This window comes from Roseobacter ponti, assembly GCF_012932215.1.
GTDB lineage: Bacteria > Pseudomonadota > Alphaproteobacteria > Rhodobacterales > Rhodobacteraceae > Roseobacter > Roseobacter ponti.
Genome location: NZ_CP048788.1, coordinates 2755514 through 2772919 on the forward strand (window position 1 = coordinate 2755514; position 17406 = coordinate 2772919).

17 protein-coding genes are annotated in these 17406 nt (G+C 61.8%); 7 read left to right on the plus strand and 10 right to left on the minus strand.

Annotation, left to right across the window (positions count from 1 at the left end):
* Positions 1-2 precede the first annotated feature (2 nt).
* Positions 3-1880: a glycosyltransferase gene (locus G3256_RS13000; RefSeq protein WP_169641225.1), complete on the plus strand. Its 1878-nt coding sequence runs from the start codon at positions 3-5 to the stop codon at positions 1878-1880.
* Between the two features lie 5 nt (positions 1881-1885).
* Here the strand turns inward: G3256_RS13000 and G3256_RS13005 are convergent, their stop codons facing one another.
* The gene (locus G3256_RS13005) at positions 1886-2539 is read right to left on the minus strand and encodes a GntR family transcriptional regulator (RefSeq protein WP_169641226.1); all 654 of its coding nucleotides are present in this window, start codon (positions 2537-2539) and stop codon (positions 1886-1888) included.
* 105 nt (positions 2540-2644) lie between these two features.
* On the opposite strand from G3256_RS13005, the gene G3256_RS13010 reads away from it, so the two are divergent.
* From G3256_RS13010 to G3256_RS13020, 3 genes are all read left to right on the plus strand, one after another.
* Positions 2645-3289: a pyrimidine 5'-nucleotidase gene (locus G3256_RS13010; RefSeq protein WP_169641227.1), complete on the plus strand. Its 645-nt coding sequence runs from the start codon at positions 2645-2647 to the stop codon at positions 3287-3289.
* An 82-nt stretch (positions 3290-3371) separates the two neighbouring features.
* Positions 3372-3620 carry a hypothetical protein gene (locus tag G3256_RS13015; RefSeq protein ID WP_169641228.1) on the plus strand — a complete coding sequence of 83 codons (249 nt, stop codon included), beginning with the start codon at positions 3372-3374 and terminating at the stop codon, positions 3618-3620.
* Between the two features lie 40 nt (positions 3621-3660).
* A complete protein-coding gene (locus G3256_RS13020) occupies positions 3661-4869 on the plus strand; it encodes a UbiH/UbiF family hydroxylase (protein ID WP_169641229.1) in 1209 nt (402 codons plus the stop codon).
* Here the strand turns inward: G3256_RS13020 and G3256_RS13025 are convergent.
* The gene (locus G3256_RS13025) at positions 4862-5989 is read right to left on the minus strand and encodes an aminotransferase class V-fold PLP-dependent enzyme (protein ID WP_169641230.1); all 1128 of its coding nucleotides are present in this window, start codon (positions 5987-5989) and stop codon (positions 4862-4864) included. The genes G3256_RS13020 and G3256_RS13025 overlap by 8 nt on opposite strands.
* Positions 5990-6153: 164 nt before the next feature.
* On the opposite strand from G3256_RS13025, the gene G3256_RS13030 reads away from it, so the two are divergent.
* Positions 6154-7317 (plus strand): Hint domain-containing protein, encoded by a 1164-nt coding sequence (locus G3256_RS13030; protein WP_169641231.1) that lies wholly within the window; start codon positions 6154-6156, stop codon positions 7315-7317.
* Between the two features lie 3 nt (positions 7318-7320).
* Here the strand turns inward: G3256_RS13030 and G3256_RS13035 are convergent, their stop codons facing one another.
* Both G3256_RS13035 and G3256_RS13040 read right to left on the minus strand, forming a co-directional pair.
* A complete protein-coding gene (locus tag G3256_RS13035) occupies positions 7321-7776 on the minus strand; it encodes an Lrp/AsnC family transcriptional regulator (protein ID WP_169641232.1) in 456 nt (151 codons plus the stop codon).
* Positions 7773-8228 carry an Lrp/AsnC family transcriptional regulator gene (locus G3256_RS13040; protein WP_169641233.1) on the minus strand — a complete coding sequence of 152 codons (456 nt, stop codon included), beginning with the start codon at positions 8226-8228 and terminating at the stop codon, positions 7773-7775. Before G3256_RS13040 ends, G3256_RS13035 begins: the two co-directional genes overlap by 4 nt.
* Positions 8229-8372: 144 nt before the next feature.
* Here G3256_RS13040 and ilvC point away from each other — a divergent pair, with 144 nt between their 5' ends.
* The gene (gene ilvC, locus G3256_RS13045; RefSeq protein ID WP_169641234.1) at positions 8373-9395 is read left to right on the plus strand and encodes a ketol-acid reductoisomerase; all 1023 of its coding nucleotides are present in this window, start codon (positions 8373-8375) and stop codon (positions 9393-9395) included.
* Positions 9396-9447: 52 nt separating this feature from the next.
* On the opposite strand, the gene G3256_RS13050 is transcribed toward ilvC, so the two are convergent.
* Complete coding sequence (locus G3256_RS13050; RefSeq protein ID WP_169641235.1) at positions 9448-9618, minus strand: hypothetical protein; 171 nt, start codon at positions 9616-9618, stop codon at positions 9448-9450.
* Between the two features lie 88 nt (positions 9619-9706).
* Between G3256_RS13050 and G3256_RS13055 the strand changes: the two genes are divergently transcribed.
* Positions 9707-10636 (plus strand): DMT family transporter, encoded by a 930-nt coding sequence (locus G3256_RS13055; protein ID WP_169641236.1) that lies wholly within the window; start codon positions 9707-9709, stop codon positions 10634-10636.
* Here G3256_RS13055 and glmM read toward each other — a convergent pair.
* The 5 genes from glmM to G3256_RS13080 form a co-directional block, all read right to left on the minus strand.
* Entirely contained in the window at positions 10623-11972 is a 1350-nt protein-coding gene (gene glmM, locus G3256_RS13060; RefSeq protein WP_169641237.1) for a phosphoglucosamine mutase, read from the minus strand. The genes G3256_RS13055 and glmM overlap by 14 nt on opposite strands.
* A complete protein-coding gene (gene folP / locus G3256_RS13065) occupies positions 11965-12978 on the minus strand; it encodes a dihydropteroate synthase (protein ID WP_169641238.1) in 1014 nt (337 codons plus the stop codon). Before folP ends, glmM begins: the two co-directional genes overlap by 8 nt.
* Positions 12975-13904: a dihydroneopterin aldolase gene (locus G3256_RS13070; RefSeq protein WP_169641239.1), complete on the minus strand. Its 930-nt coding sequence runs from the start codon at positions 13902-13904 to the stop codon at positions 12975-12977. Before G3256_RS13070 ends, folP begins: the two co-directional genes overlap by 4 nt.
* A gap of 94 nt (positions 13905-13998) precedes the next feature.
* Positions 13999-14634, minus strand: coding sequence for a cell wall hydrolase (locus G3256_RS13075; protein ID WP_169641240.1), 636 nt, complete (start codon positions 14632-14634; stop codon positions 13999-14001).
* Between the two features lie 136 nt (positions 14635-14770).
* The gene (locus tag G3256_RS13080) at positions 14771-17323 is read right to left on the minus strand and encodes a putative PEP-binding protein (protein WP_169641241.1); all 2553 of its coding nucleotides are present in this window, start codon (positions 17321-17323) and stop codon (positions 14771-14773) included.
* Between the last annotated feature and the right edge of the window lie 83 nt (positions 17324-17406).

Below are 17406 nucleotides of genomic sequence, written 5' to 3' on the forward strand. Positions count from 1 at the left end.
CAATGAATGATCTCGACCTGAGCCTGACACGTCCCGGGCGGGCGCCGCCCGGTGGCCGGCATCCGCCGCTGGGCCAGTTGCTGGTGGACACCGGCAAGATCGGGCCGCGCGATCTGATGCATGCGCTTGGCCTGCAGGGGCACATCGATGCGCCGCTGGGCGACATCATGGTGGCCGAGGGTCTGGTCTCACGCCGCGATGTGCTGGGTGCGCTTGCGCAGCAGGCCCGAAGCGAAGGCGCCGATCTTGAGCTGTCTCCTCCGGCGCCCGACATGGCAGGGCATCTGCCGGCCGCCCTGTGCCTGCGTTACGGTGTGGTGCCCTGGCGCGAGGACGCGCGCGCACTTTATGTTGCCACATCGAGCCCTGCAGCTTTTACCAGTCTGCGCCAGGCCCTTGGCAGCCGCAGCCGGCAGATGTTTCCGGTAATCGTGGATGAAGTGCAGATACAGTCCCACATCAGCCGCCTCTATGGACGCGAACTCGCCGGCAAAGCCGCCGTCCGCGTGCCGGCAACGGAAAGCTGCCGGGGCTGGAGCACCGGCAGCACTCGCCGGACCATCATCGCACTGGGGCTTCTCGCCATCACCGGCGTCGCGGCGTTTCAGGCACCCGCCTGGACGCTCACCGCCGCGGTCCTCTGGGCCGTGATTACCCTCGCAATGGTCACAACCCTCAAAGCAGCGGCCTTCGTGACGCACTTCACCAAAGGGCGCAGTGCACGAACCGCCGCGATTATTACAACGCCCTTCCGTCTGCCGCGGGTGTCGGTTCTGGTCCCGCTGCTGAAAGAAAAAGAGATCGCGGCGCAACTGATTGCGCGCCTGAGCGGTCTGACCTACCCCAAATCACTTCTGAACGTTGTGCTGGTGCTCGAGGAAAACGACAGACTGACACGCGAGACCATAGCGCGCACAGAACTGCCAGAGTGGATGAGTGTGATCGAAGTGCCCGGTGCCGGAGATCTGACGACCAAACCGCGCGCGCTTAATTATGCGCTGGATTTCTGCCGTGGCAGCATCGTGGGGATCTGGGACGCTGAGGACTGGCCCGAGGCCGATCAGATCGAGCGGGTAGTGTCGCGCTTCAACGATGCTCCGGAGGATGTCGTCTGTCTGCAGGGTGTGCTGGATTACTATAACTCCCGCGCCAACTGGCTGGCGCGTTGTTTCACGATTGAATACGCGACCTGGTGGCGCATGGTGATGCCCGGGCTGGCGCGTCTGGGCCTTGTGCTGCCACTGGGGGGTACGACCCTTTTTTTCCGCCGGGACGCACTTGAGAGACTGGGCGGCTGGGACGCGCATAACGTGACGGAGGACGCAGATCTGGGTGTGCGGCTGGCGCGCCACGGATACCGCACCGAGCTGATCGACACCGTCACCCATGAAGAAGCGACAAGCCGCGCCTGGCCCTGGATCCGGCAACGCTCGCGCTGGCTCAAGGGCTTCATGATCACCTATTGCGTTCATATGCGCCGCCCCCGGCAACTGATCCGTGATGTCGGATTTGTCAGATTTCTGGGGCTTCAGACTATTTTTCTGGCTGCCTTTTCGCAGTTTGCCATGGCGCCGGTGCTCTGGACCTTCTGGTTGTCGGCAGCCGGTCTGCCCCATGCTGTAGCCGGCACGCTGGGCAGTGCGGCGGTCTGGAGCATGGCGGGTCTCTTTATATTTTCAGAAGTGCTGAGCCTCGCCATGGGCCTCGTTGCAGTCTCCGGACGCGGGCACCGGCATCTGATGGCCTTTGTTCCGACGATGATGTTTTATTATCCGCTGGGCACGGTGGCTGCGTATAAAGCTCTTTGGGAAATGCTGCGCTCACCGTTTTTCTGGGACAAGACGCAGCACGGTGTCACCCGCCAGACCGACCTGCCCTGAGACGCTCAGCTCTGATCGCGGCGCTGCCCGGCGTCCTGTTTCAGCCGCGTCATGAAAGCAACCGAGATATGCTCGCGCAGCGCGTCATGGGCTGCATCCGCATCACGCGCTTCGATGGCGCCGACAATGGCATCGTGTTCTGACTGGGCGATGACACCCCGCCCCTGAGCGGCAAGCGACGTCGTGGCCATCAGCGCCATGGTCCGGTGCACCAGATCAAGCTGCTGTACCAGATAGCGGTTGTGCGATGCGAGATGTATCTGTTTGTGAAACCGCCGGTTGGCCCGTGCAAGCGCCGGCGGATCTTCGATCAGCGCATTGTCCTCGGTCACCATCTCGCGCAGAATCCGGACTTCTTCGGCGGTGGCGTGCTGGGCGGCGAGGCGTGCCGCCAGGCCTTCAAGTTCGCGCCGCACAACATAAAGCTCGGCCATCTGATTGTGATCCAGCGAGGCCACAATCAGACTGCGCCCGTCGCGCGCCAGAAGCGACTGGGTTTCCAGCCGCTGCAACGCCTCGCGGACCGGTGTGCGGGAGACACCGAAGCGGTCCGCAAGCTCGCTTTCGACCAGCCGGTCGCCGGGCCGGTACTCGCCCAGATCAATCGCTTCGAGGATCATCGAATAGGCATCAGTTTGCTGTAGTTTGCGGAGCGGCATGACTGCGCCTTTTTCTCGTTTCAGTATCGCATCTTAACGGCGGGCAAGACGCGCTGGCAAGAGCCGGGGCTTGCGCTGACAGGCGCCCGCCCGTACCACGACCCTATGGCCGCGGCTTCCTTTACACATATCTCCACCTGGGTCTTTGATCTCGACCACACGCTTTACCCGCCCGAAGCACGTCTTTTTGACCTCATTGAAGTGCGGATGACGGCCTGGGTGATGCAGACCCTCGGCGTTGACCACACCGAAGCGGACCGCCTGCGCAAACTTTACTGGGCCACGCACGGGACCACGCTCGCGGGGCTGATGCGTGAGCATAACGTTGACCCTGATCCTTACCTGCACGATGTGCACGACATCCCGATGGACAGGCTGAGCCCTGATCCGGTGCTGGCGGAGCGTATTCGTGCTTTGCCGGGACGGCGCATCGTTTATACCAACGGCAGCGCGCCCTATGCCGAAAGGGTGCTGGCCGCGCGCGGCCTGAGCGGACTTTTTGACGCGATTTACGGTGTGGAACATGCGGGTTATCATCCCAAACCGGATCGGGTCGCCTTTGAGACTATCTTTGCGCGTGACGGTCTGACACCGTCCGGCGCTGCCATGTTCGAAGATGATGCACGCAATCTTAAGGTGCCGCATGCAATGGGTATGCGCACTGTGCACGTCGCCGCAGAACGCGGCGCGGGGGAGCATATACATTTTCATACCGACGATCTCAGCGATTTTCTCGGACGCCTGATCTGAACCGTTCAGATGCGACAATCAGGCACCTCCTCCGGGACCTGGTGCACACTATCTCATGTCAAACGAATGGAGTGTTCCGTATATGACTGTTGCGACCGAAGTCCCGAAACTGCCGCTCTGGCAACGCCTTTTCTTTGCCGTACCGGTGATCGGGTGGATTGCCCGCGATGTGGCCTTTGGTGATTCCTCCAATATCTGGTTCGCCCTCATCTTTTATGTCAGCCTGTGGATGTGCTCTGCGCTGACCTTCGGGCTACCGGGGCTTTACCTGCCGGCGCTTGCGATGGTTCCGATTATATTTGTTCTGCTGCTGGCGATCACCTGGGGGTAAGCGCACTGGTGGCGGGTAGCGGCTCAGGCTAACGTTGGTCATGGCTCAGAAAACCAGGATATCCTGTGACATTCTCATTTCCGGCGGTGGCATTGCCGGGATGACGGCGGCTGCTGCCTTCGGGAGCGCCGGATTTGATGTCGTCTGCGTCGATCCTGCGCCACCGGTCACGGGCCGCGGGGACGCGGGCGCCGACATGCGCTCGACCGCGATGCTGCAACCGGCGCGTGATGTACTGCAGGCCGCGGGCCTCTGGGATCATCTTGCGCCACATGCCGCTCCCCTGCAGGTGATGCGCATCGTGGACGCCGGGGGCGAGGCAGGCCAGGCACGCATGACCCGCGATTTCTGTGCAGATGAGGTTTCGGAACTGCCCTTTGGATGGAACCTGCCCAACTGGCTCCTGCGTCGCGAAATGGTGAAGCGTCTGGGAGAACTTGCGACTGTCGATTTCCGGCCCGGGACGGCAACAACCTCCCTTTTTACCCGGGAACGCGAGGCGCGCACCGGTCTGAGCGACGGAACTGTTGTGCGCTCGCGCCTGGTGGTCGCTGCTGACGGACGCAACTCTCCGATGCGCGAGGCGTCGGGCATCGGTGTCACAACGCAGCGCTATGGCCAGAAAGCGCTGGCTTTTGCCGTCACGCACTCTGAGCCGCACCACAATGTATCGACCGAAATCCACAGGACCGGCGGGCCTTTTACCCTTGTGCCCCTGCCCGATTATGAAGGAGAGCCATCCTCGGCCGTCGTCTGGATGGATGCCGGCCCCCGCGTACAGGCACGCTACGAGATGGACGAGGCTGCCTTTGAGCAGGAGATGACCGCGCGCAGTTGTGGCCTTTTCGGCCCGCTGAAACTCGCATCTCCGCGCACCATCTGGCCGATCATCAGTCAGAAAGCGGATCGGCTCTCAGGCGAGCGCCTCGCGCTGATTGCGGAGGCGGCCCATGTTGTGCCCCCGATCGGCGCGCAGGGGCTGAACATGAGCCTTGCCGATACAGCCTGTCTGCTCGATCTCGCGCAACAGAACCCTGAAACACTGGGCGACCGCGCAATGCTCGATGCCTTTCACGACGCGCGTTACAAAGATATTTCCCTGCGGGTGCGCGGCATTGATCTGCTGAACCGGGCAAGTCAGGTCGAGGCACCTGCGCTCAGAGACGCGCGTGCGACCGGGCTGCAGGCGCTCTATGCGCTGCCGCCCGTGCGTCGGACCCTGATGCAGATGGGACTGGGTGTCAGATAACCCGGTCGATCACCCGGCGCAGCCGCGCCAGCGTCCCCGGCACATCGTAAAGTTTATCGAGACCGAAAAGCCCCAGCCGGAAGGTGCGGAAATCGGCCGGCTCGTCGCACTGCAGCGGTACGCCTGCGGCGATCTGCATGCCTTCGGCCATGAATTTTTTTCCGTTCTGTACATCGGGATCACTGGTGTAGCTGACAACGACACCCGGCGCGCCATAGCCTTCTGCGGCAACCGAGGTCACCCCTTTTTCCGCCAGCATCGTGCGCACGCCGTCCCCGAGCGCCCATTGTGCCTCGCGCAGCCGGTCGAACCCGTATTCGCGGGTTTCCAGCATCGTGTCGCGGAAATCGCGCAGCGCATCGGTGGGCATCGTCGCGTGATAAGCATGCACGCCGCTTTCATAGGCCTGCATGATGTCGTGCCATTTGCGCAGATCGATGGCAAAGCTGTCGGACTGCGTCTCCGCCAGACGCGCCACTGCCCGCTCCGACATCATCACCAGACCGGCGGACGGAGAGGCAGACCACCCCTTTTGCGGCGCGGAGATCAGTACGTCGACCCCCAGAGCCCGCATATCGATCCAGGCACAGCCCGACGCAATGCAATCGAGAACCATCAAACCGCCCGCTTCGTGGGCCGCCGCAGCCATCTGCCTGATATAGTCGTCGGGCAGGATTACACCGGCGCTTGTTTCCACGTGAGGTGCAAAGACCACATCCGGCTTCTGCTCAGCGATCGCGGCGGTGACATCCTCAATGGGTGCCGGCATGAAGGGAGACGGACCGGTATTGCCGGTCTGGCGCGCTTTCAGCACGGTTGTGTTTGCCGTCAGCCCGCCGGCCTCAAAAATCTGGCTCCAGCGATAGGAGAACCAGCCGTTGCGCACCACCAGCACCTCAGCCCCGCGGGCAAACTGACGCGCGACCGCTTCCATGCCGTATGTCCCGCCCCCCGGCACCAGAGCCACAGCATCCGCGGCATAAACCTCTTTGAGCATGGCGGAGATATCGGTCATGACCGACTGAAACGCCTTTGACATGGAGTTCAGAGACCGGTCCGTGAAGACAACCGAGAATTCTTCCAGACCCTCGGGGTCAATCGTATCGAGTAAAGCTGCCATTTATTTCTCTCCCATCGCTCTTGCGTCTGGCATATCCTGTCGGGCATCCTGGCGCAAAGCACGCATTGACGCAGTCTGGCCGGCCGGAACGAACCACCTGCCACATTTGCGCCACAATTGCTCCTTAATTTCGACCAAAACAACAATAATCGACGAGGCAGAGCATGCCCCCCGGCAAGAGCAACGGCAACGGCAACGGCAACGGCAACGGCAACAATACGACCGCCGCCGCAGCTGCAACAGATGACACGCATGAAACCACGATCGCGGTGAACGGGTTCAGCGTGCTCGGTAACGCTGCGAAATCCAACGCGCCCGCGGCAAACGGCGGCCTGTTGCGCATTCACAGCGGCACAGATGTTTTCGAGTCCGATGACATTATCGTCCTGACCATCCAGAACACCACCGCGGACGGAATGCTGACGGACGATTCCGTGATCACCCGCATTGAGGTTTACGAAAACGCGTTCGACTATACCTTCGGGGAGCCGAAATTCACCTATGACGGCACGGCGGATATCGATGTCGGCCGCCGCACCATGGGCGACAGATACCTCGAATTCCAGGCCGACGGACTGACCAGCGATGAGGACGGCGCGCCCGCGCTCGAGGAACTGACCATTGTTGCCGGCGTGAACATCCGCCAGGCGCTGGATGCCGACGGGCGCATTGACGTGCCGACCATCGAGGATATCGATACCGATGGCGATGGCACGGCAACCCCCGGCGACGGAATTTTCTCCGCTGAGCTGGAAGAGCTGCTGGTCGTCTGTTTCGCGGCCGGCACCCTCATCGAAACGCCGGACGGGCCGCGCTATATCGAAACGCTGACCGAGGGCGATCTGGTCAACACGCTGGATGACGGCCCGCAGCCGGTCAGGTGGATCGGCAAACAACGCATGCCTGGCACTGGGCCCAATGCGCCGGTGCACATCAGGGCCGGTGCGCTGCGCAATCTGCGCGATCTGAAAGTGTCGCAGAACCACCGGATGCTGGTGACGGGTGCCGAAGCGGAGCTGCTTTTTGGCACCGGCGAGGTGCTTGTCGCGGCCAAGCATCTTGTCAACGGCACCACAATCCGGGTCGTACCCTGTGAAGAGGTTGAATACGTGCACTTTCTTTTTGATGCGCATCAGATCGTTTTTGCCGAGGGCTGCCCCTCTGAGAGCCTTTACCCCGGTCCGCAGACACTCGGGATCGTCGACGAGGAGGCGCGCGACGAGATCATTGCGTTTTTCCCGGAGCTGCAGGACGCGCAGTTCCGCGCGCCGATGTCGCGTTATGCGCTGCGCCGGTTTGAGGCCATGGCGCTCAGGGCCATCGCCTGAGTCTCAGAGCGGACCGGGGCGGCGTTCTTCACTGAGCAGGACATTCGCCTCCACCTCGCCCACGCCGGGGAGCGTCATTACGCGGCGGCGCAGCACCCTTTCAAAATCAGGGATATCGCGGGCGACAACACGCAGGCGGTAATCATAGCGCCCCAGCACATGCTCCACGCGCTGCACTTCGGGAATGGCACTGACCGCGCGCTCGAAATCCTCCAGGCTCACGCGTCCGCGCGTTGCCAGTTTCACGCCCAGAAACACCGTCACACCAAAACCGAGGCTTTCCGCATTGAGCCGCAACCGCCGGCCCCGCAGCACACCTGCCTGCTCCAGCTTACGGATGCGCCGCCAGGCAGCAGGCTGCGAGAGCCCCAGACTGCGCCCGACAGCTCCGGCACTCTGGGCCGCGTCGCGGGCCAGCATCCGCACAATCGCACGGTCAATATCATCAAGCCCGGTCACAGCGGCAGCGCCTCTTCCGCCTTGATCCGCGCGATCTGCATCAGTGCCTCGATCTCCGCAATATGCGGCAGGGTCAGAATGCGGCTGCGGTAAATGTTCTGATAATGCGCCATATCGCGCGCGATGATGTTGAGCCGCACGTCCACGCGTCCGAGAAACGTCTGAATTTCCGTTACCTCCGGCACCTCTCGGGCCGCCACCAGAAAGTCGTCAAAAGCACGCGCCACAGTTTTATCCAGGGTGATCCTGAGCGACACCTCGACGCTGTAGCCAAGTGTCGCCCAGTCCACCATTGCGCTGATGCCCTCTATCACGCCTGCGTCCTGCATCCGCGCGATCCGCCGCGCGGCCTTTCCGGGTGTGACTGCACAGCGTTCCGCAAGTTCAGCAGGGCTGAGAGATGTCTCGGCCTGCCATATGCGCAGAATACGCCGGTCGAGATCATCAAGCATTAATTCTACGCAAACCCTACTATTAGCGAATGATTTCTCCTCTTTCTCCGATTTTTTATCCGGATGCAACGGTATTTTTCTCAATTGCACCAACCTATGGTCACGCCAGCCAAAACAAGCTGCAACCAAAAAAGGAGCGCCGGTATGCGCGTTTATTACGATCGCGATTGCGATGTGAACCTCATCAAAGACATGAAAGTCGCCATTCTGGGATATGGCTCGCAGGGCCATGCCCACGCGCTGAACCTGCGCGACAGCGGTGCCAAGAACCTTGCTGTTGCACTGCGCGAAGGCTCGCCCTCCGCCGCCAAAGCCGAAGGCGAAGGCCTGACCGTGATGGGCATCGCCGAAGCGGCCGCCTGGGCGGATCTGATCATGTTCACCATGCCAGACGAGCTGCAGGCCGAAACGTATCGCAAGTACGTACATGAAAACATCCGCGAGGGTGCAGCGATTGCCTTTGCGCACGGTCTGAACGTGCACTTCGGCCTGATTGAGCCCAAAGAGGGCGTTGACGTGATCATGATGGCGCCCAAAGGCCCCGGTCACACCGTGCGTGGCGAATACGCCAAAGGTGGTGGTGTGCCCTGCCTTGTTGCTGTCGATAAAGACGCTTCCGGCCGTGCGCTTGAAATCGGCCTGTCCTACTGCTCCGCCATCGGCGGCGGCCGGTCGGGCATCATCGAGACCAACTTCCGTGAGGAATGCGAAACTGACCTCTTCGGTGAGCAGGCCGTTCTCTGTGGTGGTCTGGTCGAGCTGATCCGGATGGGCTTTGAAACGCTGGTTGAGGCGGGCTATGCGCCCGAGATGGCCTATTTCGAGTGTCTGCACGAGGTGAAACTGATCGTGGACCTGATCTATGAAGGCGGCATCGCCAACATGAACTACTCGATCTCGAATACAGCGGAATACGGTGAATATGTCTCCGGTCCGCGGGTCCTGCCTTATGATGAGACAAAGGCACGCATGAAAGCGATCCTTGATGACATCCAGACCGGTAAATTCGTGCGTGACTTCATGCAGGAGAACGCCGTGGGTCAGCCGTTCTTCAAGGGCACGCGCCGTCGCAATGACGAGCACCAGATCGAAGAAACCGGCGAGAAGCTGCGCGGCATGATGCCGTGGATCTCTGCCGGCAAAATGGTCGACAAATCACGCAACTGATGCGTTTTCCGGGGCGCTCACCGGCGCCCCGGTTCTGCCGGTACGTGCGGGATCAGACGTCAGTCGGCTTGCCGTCGCTCGCTTTGTCAGCTGCGAGTGTGGACTTGGGCGCGTTGGGGTCGTTCAGACGCTCCTCGGTCTTGTGCTTGCTGTACAGTGAGAAAACGATTGCGGCGAGCATTGTCATGAGCGCCAGAATAACGATGATATAAGTCGCATCCATTTGAGGGACCTCCTGTGGGTAAGATACACCCTTAACGCGCGGAGCGGCCCCGCCGTTCCGAACACCCGCCGCGCAAAAGGTCGCAATCTTGACATCAACTCCACAGATCACCGCGTCAAGCTGGCTGCTTGTCGGCATCCTGGGCCTCGTCTGGGGCGGCACTTTTATGATTATTGAAATTGCGCTGCGCGGGATCACGCCTTTCTGGCTGGCCGCCGGACGCATCGGTTTTGCCGCCTGCCTTATGCTGGTGATCTGGTCGTTTCAGGGCTTTAAACTTTTTGCCACACGGCCTGGTCCGGGCACCTGGGCCACAACCGCGATCATCGGCGCGCTCAGTGCCGCGGTGCCGTTCATCCTGCTTTCGTGGGGGCAGCAGTTCGTCACCTCCGGATTTGCCGGCGTTTCTATGGCGACGGTTTCGCTGATCGTTCTGCCGCTGGCGCATTTTCTGGTGCCCGGCGAGCGTCTGAGCCCGCGCAAGGTAACGGGCTTTCTGCTCGGTTTCGCGGGTGTCTGCGTGCTGATCGGCGGTCAGGCCTTTCAGAGCAGCGGCGCCCTGCTGGAGATTCCGGGACGCATCGCCTGCATGATGGCCGCGTGTTGTTATGCGGTCTCTTCGATCCTGATGCGCCGCCTGCCGGCAGTAGACCCGATCGGCCTGTCGTCCGTTCTGTTCCTGATCGGTTCCGCGATTGTGATCCCGGCGGCTTTTATTGCCGAGGGGCCACCGCCCCTGCCCGACGGTCAGACCCTGCTGGTTCTGGCCTTTCTGGGGCTGGTGCCGACGGCCGCGGCCAGCTATCTGCGCGTCATCGTCGTGCGCTCTGCCGGGCCGGTTTTCATGTCACTGGTCGGCTATCAGGTGCCGCTCTGGTCTGTAATCCTCGGCGCGCTTATTCTCGGAGAAGCGCTGCCGCCCTCGCTGCTGACCGCTCTCGCGCTGATCCTCTCGGGCGTGGCGCTGAGCCAGTTCGGGGCGTTCAGCCGGCTGGTGTCAGACATCAGGTCGCGCTGACCGCATCCGCCACAGCGTCGACGACGCTGTCCACGGCGCGGATCATCACATCCTCGTTTTCATGCTCAGCCATGACCCGCACCAGCGGCTCCGTTCCGGATTTCCGGATTAGCAGACGACCTGCCCCGGAAAGATCCTTTTCCGCCTGAGCGATCGCCGCTTTGACACCACTGGCATCAAGCGGGGTCTGACCTTTTGCAAAGCGTACGTTTTTAAGAAGCTGCGGTACCGGCTCAAAGCTCCTCAGAAGCGCGCTTGCGGGTTTGCCCGAGCGCACCATTTCCGCGAGGAACTGCAATGCGGCCATCAGACCGTCGCCCGTGGTTGCATAGTCGGTCATCACAATGTGCCCGGACTGCTCACCCCCGAGATTAAAGCCGCCCTCGCGCATACGTTCGACGACATAACGATCGCCCACGGCGGTGCGTTCAAGGCGCAGGCCCTTGTCGCGCAGGAAATGCTCCAGCCCGAGGTTTGACATCACAGTGGCCACCAGCGCGCCCTGCGCCAGCTGCCCCGACTCCGCCCAGCTCGCCGCCATCAGCGCCATAAACTGGTCGCCGTCACCCACCTCACCGTTCTCGTCCAGCAGGATCACCCGGTCCGCGTCACCGTCAAGACAGATGCCCACATCCGCGCCGTGCGCGCGCACGGTTTCCGCCGCCATCTGCGGGCTGGTTGATCCGCAGCCCTTGTTAATGTTTTTACCGTCGGGGCTGACGCCCACCGGAATAACCGTCGCGCCAAGTTCCCAGAGGGCGTCCGGAGCCACCCGGTAAGAAGCCCCGTTGGCACAATCTACGACCACTTTCAGGCCATCGAGCCGCATCTGGCGCGGAAAAGAGGTTTTCACCCGTTCGATATAGCGAAACCGCCCGTCATCCACACGTTTGGCGCGGCCGATACCAGCGGCCTCTGCCGGGCTGACGCCTGCGGCGATCAGCTGCTCGATATCGTCTTCCATCTGGTCAGAAAGCTTGAACCCGTCCGGTCCGAAGAACTTGATACCGTTGTCAACAGCCGGATTGTGGCTCGCGGAAATCATAACACCCAGATCCGCGCGCATCGAACGGGTCAGCATGCCCACAGCCGGCGTCGGCACCGGCCCGAGCAGCAGCACATTCATACCCGTCGACGTCAGCCCGGCTGTGAGCGCGTTCTCGAACATATAGCCCGAGAGACGCGTGTCCTTGCCGATGACAACACGGTGCACCGACGTCGTATCCCGGCTGAAATACCGCCCGACCGCAGCCCCGATGCGCAGCGCCATCTCGGCGGTCATGGGATGTTTGTTGGCGGTCCCGCGGACGCCGTCTGTTCCGAATAACTTATCCATGATCTGTACCTGCCACGGCCGCCTGCCAGAGTGCAATGGCCTGGGCTGTCTCGGGCACGTCATGGACGCGCACAATTTGTGTCCCTTGTTTCAGTGCCGCGAGGGCCACGGCCAAAGACCCCGGCGTCCTCGCCGATGCGTCAGAGGCGCCACCGATGCTGCCGATGAACCCTTTCCGAGATGCGCCAAGCAGAACCGGCACGCCGAGACTGTGAAAAAGAGACAGCCGGGACAGCAGTGCCAGATTGTGCGCGATGGTCTTGCCGAAACCGATGCCCGGGTCGGCGATGATCCGGTCGGTGGCAATGCCCGTACCGGCAAGTTCTCTGATGCGGGACTCGAGGAAATCATAGACGTCCAGAAGCACGTCATCATAATGCGGCGCCTTCTGCATCGTCGCCGGATCACCCTGCGCATGCATCACACAAACGGGCACGCCCCGTTCTGCGCAGAGCGGGGCGAGTTCCGGGTCGTAAGTGAACCCTGAGACATCGTTGACGATGTCTGCACCCACATCCAGTGCCGCCCCGGCCACCGCAGCTTTGCGCGTGTCGATCGAAACCGGTGCCCTGATGCCGGCGTCGCGCAGTGCCCGGATCACCGGGGCTGTGCGCCCGGTTTCTTCTTCGGGCGGCACGGGAGTGGCCCCCGGCCGGGTGGATTCACCACCAATGTCGAGAATATCCGCAGCGGCCATCGCCCGGGCGCCCTGAAGCGCGGCACCGGTTGCAAAATGCTGCCCGCCATCGGAGAAACTGTCCGGCGTGACATTGAGAATACCCATGATGCGCGGGCGTCCGAACGAAAGCCCGGCCACCGGCGTTCGCGGCGCGATAAGCCGTTGCAGTTCGGTTCCCGAAAGCTCTGACGCGGGCATGACCTGCGGAGCAGTGTCGCGGGACAGAACCTCGACGTGGGTGAACCAGGTCCAGCCCCCCGCAAGATCAAAGGCTTCGGCCGGGCGGCCCGGACCGGATTGCGGCAACGGTCGGATGTAGCGCTTCATAGATCGAGAGCTGCGCTTTCCGAAGAAACGTGGCGCAGCGGCACGGATGAGGCGACCTGGCCCTCCTGCCCGATCACCAGCATTTCGCCGGCGTCAAAGGTCGCGGCGAACCATGCAGCCAGAGCGACCGCGTCGCTGGGCTGTGCCGAGGGGCCGTCCACCGCATCCAGAACGATTTTGGAAGGTGCCCAGACGCAGGACTGACCGTTGCGCATCGCCCAGTCCAGTTCGGTTCGCGTGGAGACAACCACACAACGGTTATCGCGCGCTGCCAGCACCCAGGCGTTCTGTTCAATCGCCAGCAGATCAATGCGACGCTGCGCCATGCGGTGCGGCACCTGCGGGGCGCGCGCGCCGGGGGCTCCAACACAGAAAATCAGAGGCCTGCCCAGCGTGGCAAGCTGATCAATCCAGCCGCTGAGATGGGGTGAGGCAATGGCGGCGTTGCTGAGAAAGACCAGTTCAGGGCGCAGTGTTTCCTGAGCGGCATCGCGATCCGCCGCCCCCTGCCCGCGCGCGCGCACGATTTCGACGCCCAGTGCGCCGGGTCCGCGGTCCAGCTTTTCTATCCGTACAAAGGCGCGCATGGCCTGAGGTTCGAGCAGAATGCGTTCGGCCACACGTTCCGCCAGCGTTTCAAGCAGATTGAGCCGCTCATCAGCAAGCTCAGTTGCGATTGCTTCGGTTACTTTGTCATAGCTCAGGATGCGGTCCACATCGTCATCGACTGGTCCGGTCAGCGGCTGCACCTCAACGACAACATTGAAACAGATCCGCTGTGTGACCCCGCGTTCGGCCTGAAATGCCCCGATCTCCACCTCGACGATATGATCGCGCAAAGAGATCCGGTCCAGCGTACCGGTATCGGCCGTGGCCTCGGACCGTTCGGACGGGTGGGCAAAGGCCAGTCTTATCTCGGAACTCATCTTCGCTGCCTTTCAGACGAAACGGGCGTGGTCCAGAATAGACCACGCCCTCCCGTTAACAGTCCCGTCACCGGCGTGCCAGCAACCGAATGCGTCAGTTGCTCGCTGTGCGCCAGGTGTGACGATAGAAAATGTGATCTCCGATGGCGGCAGTTTTTTTATAGACCCGCGCCCACTTCGGATTGACCGCCGTGGTGTGATAGTGCGTCGCCCCTTCAGTCAGATCGGGCGCCCGGCCATCGAGAACCGCGCGGGCGACTTTGGAGACACGCTCAAACGCGCGCGGCTCCCTGATCACCTCTTTGTGGCCGTCACAGGTATAGGTGAACTGGCACTGATATTTTTTGCCGGTCCCCTGGTGGATCACGCCACAGGCAGAGGCCGGAAAGCGCTCGGACGTCACACGGTTCATGATGACCTCGGCCACCGCGAACTGCCCTTTGACCGTTTCGCCGCGCGCCTCGAAATAGAGCGCTTCCGCAAGGCATTTCCATTCGTCGCCGCCCGCCGGCAGCGGCTGGTTGTCCAGCCAGTTCCGCGAAAATTCAATTTTCGGCTGAGTGGTCTTCAGAAGTTTGTCGCGCATGCGATTCTCTGTGACCGCCTCAAGCGTACGGTTCTTTTCACGGCCTTCACCGGCGGCCATCGTAACCGTCGGAAATGACACGAAAATGCCCAGGTTCAGGCCTAAAATAAGCGCCAGAGCGCTTTTGAAATATCCACGGACCATATTGTCCCCCACGAGTCTTCAGTTCGCGGTCGTCTAGCGAGTTAAAAGGTTGACGTAAAGTTTACGGGCGTCATCAGGGTTAATGTGAGCGCCCTATCGCTCAACACGCTAAACGGGTACATACCATATTTAGTATCTATTTCCCCTCTGACCGCGATATCTGGTCCGATATCGCCAGCTGTGCGGCAGCTAGTCGCGCCACCGGAACCCGGAAAGGAGAGCAGGAGACATAGTCAAATCCTGCGTCCCGACAAAATGCAATCGATTCGGGATTGCCGCCGTGCTCTCCGCAGATCGACAGGGTAATGCCCGGCTGTGCGGCGCGGCCCCGCTCGGCCCCGACCTGAAGCAACTCGCCCACTCCCTCGGTATCGAGGACATGGAACGGGTCTTCACTGAAGACACCCTGCCGGACATAATCGGACATGAACCGCCCCGCATCATCGCGCGACAGACCGTAAGCCATCTGTGTCAGATCATTCGTGCCGAAGCTGAGAAACGAACAGTAGGGTGCGATGTCAGCGGCCCGCAGCGCCGCCCGCGGTGTTTCCACCATCACGCCGAGCCGGTAGTCAAAACTTTTGTTCTGTTCGGCCCGCACTGCGGCAGCCACAGCATCGATGGACAGTTTCACAAGCTCGACTTCACGCTTTGCCGATACCAGCGGGATCATAATTTCAGGTACAACCGCAGCGCCGTCCTTGCTGGCTTCGAGCGTGGCCTCAAAAATCGCACGGGCCTGCATCTCATAAATCTCGGGAATCGTAACCCCCAGACGCACACCGCGCAGCCCCAGCATGGGGTTGTATTCGGACATCGCGCTGATGCGCCGCGTCACATCGGAGAGCGGCAGGTCCAGTGCCTCGGCCAGTTCGCGCTGCCCCACGCGGTCAGCGGGCAGAAATTCATGCAAAGGTGGATCGAAAAGCCGGATACAGACCGGTTTACCCTTCATCAGGCTGAAAAGCTGAGTGAAATCTTCACGCTGCATCGGCAACAGGCGTTCCAGTACTGCGCGCCTGTCCTGCGATGTCTCGGCAAAGATCATCTCACGCATCACGGTCAGGCGACCGGAATCAAAGAACATATGCTCGGTCCGGCACAGGCCGATCCCCTGGGCCGCGAAATTCCGCGCCGTGCGTGCATCAGCCGGCGTGTCGGCATTGGCGCGGATGTCGATGTCGCGCAGTTCGTCAGCCCAGTCCATCAGCGTCTGGAAACTCTCGTCCAGCGCGGCCTCACGCATCTTTGACGCACCGGCGAGCACCTGACCGCTGGTGCCGTCGATGGTGATCACATCGCCCGCCTCAAACACGCGCCCGTCCTCTGCGATCAGCTGTCTTTTGCTGCGGTTAAAACGCATGCCGGACGCCCCCACAACGCAGGGTAGTCCGATCCCGCGACCAATCACGGCGGCGTGGCTGGTGATGCCGCCGCGTTCGGTGAGAACAGCATGTGCCGCGTGCATGCCACGGATATCCTCGGGCGATGTCTCGCGGCGCACCAGGATGCAGGGATCGCCCCGGGCCGCACTCGCCTGGGCTTCGCTGGCTGTAAATACGATCTGACCGGTGGCCGCACCGGGGCTTGCGGCGATGCCGCGCCCGATCACGTCGCGGCGTGCATCCGGACTGACCTGACGGTGCAGCAGCTCGCTCAGCGTGCGGGGCTGTACACGCATCAGCGCCTCCGCCCGGGTGATTATTCCGTCTTCGGCAAGGCGCACAGCGATGCGCACCGCAGCCTGGCTGGAGCGTGTGACGCGCACCCCGTCGAGAATACACAGCCGGCCATCTTCGATGGCGAACTCGACCTGCATCTCCTCGCGCAGTTTTGCCCGCATCAGTGCTGCGTGTTCTTTCAGCGCGGCAAAGACTTCCGGGGCCAGTTCCTCAAGCGATGTGCCCCGCGGGTCTTTGCTGAGGTACACGGCTTCGCTGTCTGCCTCGAGGGCATCGCGTCCCTGGCTCTGGCTCAGGTAACGGCCGGTGATCTGCGGCAGGCCGGTCTCGTTGTTGACCAGCTGCAAAACGCCCGAACCCGATTGTCCGCGCCCGACGCCGAGGGCCATTTCCTGCACGACAAGACCCAGACCCGCATCCGCAGGCGCCCCTTTGGCCTGACGCAGAAGCCGCGCGGATGTGCCGTCCCAGGCCCGCGCCATAGACTTCAGAACCGCAGCAAGCTGTTCGGCAGGATCGGACGGAAACGGCTCTTCGTATTCCGCTTCATACGCATACAGAGACTGCTGCAGGCCGCGCGCGCCGTCCTCCGTGACATCGTCAAACATATCCGGATCGAGCCGTGCCACATCGACGGCATAGGACTGTACAAAGCGGGTAAAAATGGCACTCGCGGCCTCTTCGCCGAGGCTCGCTGCCAGATCGCTGTAGCGTGCATCGTTCATGCCGATGTTCAGCACAGCACCCGGTCCGCCCCAGTCGGGATCTTCGGAGGAAGGCCGCACACAGAGCAGTGCATCCGCAGGAAACTGTGACACGATCGCCTGAATATCCGGCATCTCGCCACGCGCGATACGCTGCACTGCGTCAAAGGACAAAGCCACCGTACGCGGGACCGGCAGATCCAGTCTGACAAGCCTTTGCAGGCATTTGGCGCGCCCGCCGTGCGTATGGTTCGCGATCGGCGCGGCGGGCGTTACCAGCGTTGTATTCGGGTTATTCTGCACTGCGGCACCTGTCCTGTCACGGGTGCAGCATAGGGTGTAAACGGGACGTGACAAGGGCTGATGCCGCCGGGGTCTGAGAGGTC

Bases quoted from the DNA above. Each gene is read 5' to 3' on its own strand.
- G3256_RS13000 (WP_169641225.1), top strand. From the start codon at position 3: ATGAATGATCTCGACCTGAGCCTGACACGTCCCGGGCGGGCGCCGCCC.
- G3256_RS13005 (WP_169641226.1), bottom strand. From the start codon at position 2,539: ATGCCGCTCCGCAAACTACAGCAAACTGATGCCTATTCGATGATCCTC.
- G3256_RS13010 (WP_169641227.1), top strand. From the start codon at position 2,645: ATGGCCGCGGCTTCCTTTACACATATCTCCACCTGGGTCTTTGATCTC.
- G3256_RS13015 (WP_169641228.1), top strand. From the start codon at position 3,372: ATGACTGTTGCGACCGAAGTCCCGAAACTGCCGCTCTGGCAACGCCTT.
- G3256_RS13020 (WP_169641229.1), top strand. From the start codon at position 3,661: ATGGCTCAGAAAACCAGGATATCCTGTGACATTCTCATTTCCGGCGGT.
- G3256_RS13025 (WP_169641230.1), bottom strand. From the start codon at position 5,989: ATGGCAGCTTTACTCGATACGATTGACCCCGAGGGTCTGGAAGAATTC.
- G3256_RS13030 (WP_169641231.1), top strand. From the start codon at position 6,154: ATGCCCCCCGGCAAGAGCAACGGCAACGGCAACGGCAACGGCAACGGC.
- G3256_RS13040 (WP_169641233.1), bottom strand. From the start codon at position 8,228: ATGCTTGATGATCTCGACCGGCGTATTCTGCGCATATGGCAGGCCGAG.
- ilvC (WP_169641234.1), top strand. From the start codon at position 8,373: ATGCGCGTTTATTACGATCGCGATTGCGATGTGAACCTCATCAAAGAC.
- G3256_RS13050 (WP_169641235.1), bottom strand. From the start codon at position 9,618: ATGGATGCGACTTATATCATCGTTATTCTGGCGCTCATGACAATGCTC.
- glmM (WP_169641237.1), bottom strand. From the start codon at position 11,972: ATGGATAAGTTATTCGGAACAGACGGCGTCCGCGGGACCGCCAACAAA.
- folP (WP_169641238.1), bottom strand. From the start codon at position 12,978: ATGAAGCGCTACATCCGACCGTTGCCGCAATCCGGTCCGGGCCGCCCG.
- G3256_RS13070 (WP_169641239.1), bottom strand. From the start codon at position 13,904: ATGAGTTCCGAGATAAGACTGGCCTTTGCCCACCCGTCCGAACGGTCC.
- G3256_RS13075 (WP_169641240.1), bottom strand. From the start codon at position 14,634: ATGGTCCGTGGATATTTCAAAAGCGCTCTGGCGCTTATTTTAGGCCTG.